Below are 1,322 nucleotides of genomic sequence, written 5' to 3'. Positions count from 1 at the left end.
GCGTTCCTCCATCGCTTCGAGGAGGGACGACTGGGTCTTGGGGGGCGTGCGGTTGATCTCGTCGGCGAGGAGGAGGTTGGTGAAGACGGGGCCGGGCTGGAAGGAGAACGCGGCGCTGCGGGTGTCGTAGACCAGGGAGCCGGTCACGTCGCTCGGCATGAGGTCAGGGGTGAACTGGACGCGCTTGGTGTCGAGTTCGAGGGCGGAGGCGAGGGCACGGACCAGGAGGGTCTTGGCGACGCCGGGGACGCCTTCGAGGAGGACGTGGCCGCGGCAGAGCAGGGCGACGACGAGGCCGGTGACGGCGGCGTCCTGGCCGACCACGGCCTTGGCGATCTCGGCGCGCAGAGCCTCAAGGGCGTCTCGGGCGGTGCCCGGATCCCCGGTCTGCCCGGCGTTGTCAGTGGTCGGGTCCATCATGGACGGCGTACCTCTCTTTCGAGGGCGTCGAGTCGGTCGGTGAGTGCGATGAGTGCTGCGTCGTCGCTGGGCGGTGGTCCGAAGAGGAGGGTGTGCTGGTCCTGGCCGTCGCCGTGGAGGTGGGCGGACAGGGCGGGGAGCAGGGCCTCGGGCGTGTGCGCCTGGGTGACGGAGACGCCTACGAGGGGGGCGAGGCGGGTGCGGGTGGTGGAGCGAAGAGCGTCGGCCGCGCGGTCGCGGGCGTCGGTCTTGCGGTAGAGGCGGGCGCGGCCTTCGGCGGTTTCGGATGCGCGGATCGCGACGGGGAGTTTTTCGGGCACGAGGGGGCCGAGCCGGCGTGCCCGCCAGAGGGCGGCCAGGGCCGCGGCGATGAAGAGCTGCAGGGTGCCCCACAGCCAGCCCGAGGGGAGCAGGTCGAAAAGGCTGCGTTCGTCGTCGGGGCTGGTGGCCGACGCGTCGGAGAGTGAGGGGAGGTACCAGACCAGATGGGGGCGGGAGCCGAGGAGTTGGAGGGCGAGCGAGGCGTTGCCCTGCTCGTCGAGGTGGTCGTTGAGGAGGATGTCGGGCGCGCCCAGGGCGATGGTGTCGCCGTCCCCTGTGCCGTCCGGGATGCGCAGCAGCGTGGCCAGGCGTTCGCTGGGGTAGCACGCGTCGGCCCCGAGGTGGGTGGTGGTGTAGCGGACGCCGCCCGTGTCGGCGGTGCCGGCGCGCTGGGCGGCGGGCAGGGCGCAGTCGGGGGAAAGCGTCGAGTCGAGGCTGGTGGCGGGGTCCGCGGTGACGCCGGGGGCGAGCCGTTCGATGGAGGCGCTGCCGGAAGCGACCAGGACGGTGCGGCCGCGGGAGTCGGCGAACGCCTTGTGCAGCCGGGTCTGCTGAGTGGGGGCTGTCTCTTGTACACATCT

General features: G+C 72.2%; 2 protein-coding genes. Both read right to left on the bottom strand.

The annotated features are described in order from the left end of the window. A partial coding sequence (locus C1J00_RS43235; protein WP_180989923.1) for an AAA family ATPase occupies nt 1–417 on the bottom strand: 417 nt, incomplete at its 3' end. Further along, nucleotides 417–1,322 (bottom strand): DUF4350 domain-containing protein (locus tag C1J00_RS43230; protein ID WP_102914216.1); only part of this gene is annotated, 906 nt, incomplete at its 5' end. The genes C1J00_RS43230 and C1J00_RS43235, both read right to left, overlap by 1 nt.

This window comes from Streptomyces cahuitamycinicus (assembly GCF_002891435.1).
GTDB classification, from domain to species: domain Bacteria; phylum Actinomycetota; class Actinomycetes; order Streptomycetales; family Streptomycetaceae; genus Streptomyces; species Streptomyces cahuitamycinicus.
This window is presented reverse-complemented; position numbering and strand designations above follow the sequence as displayed.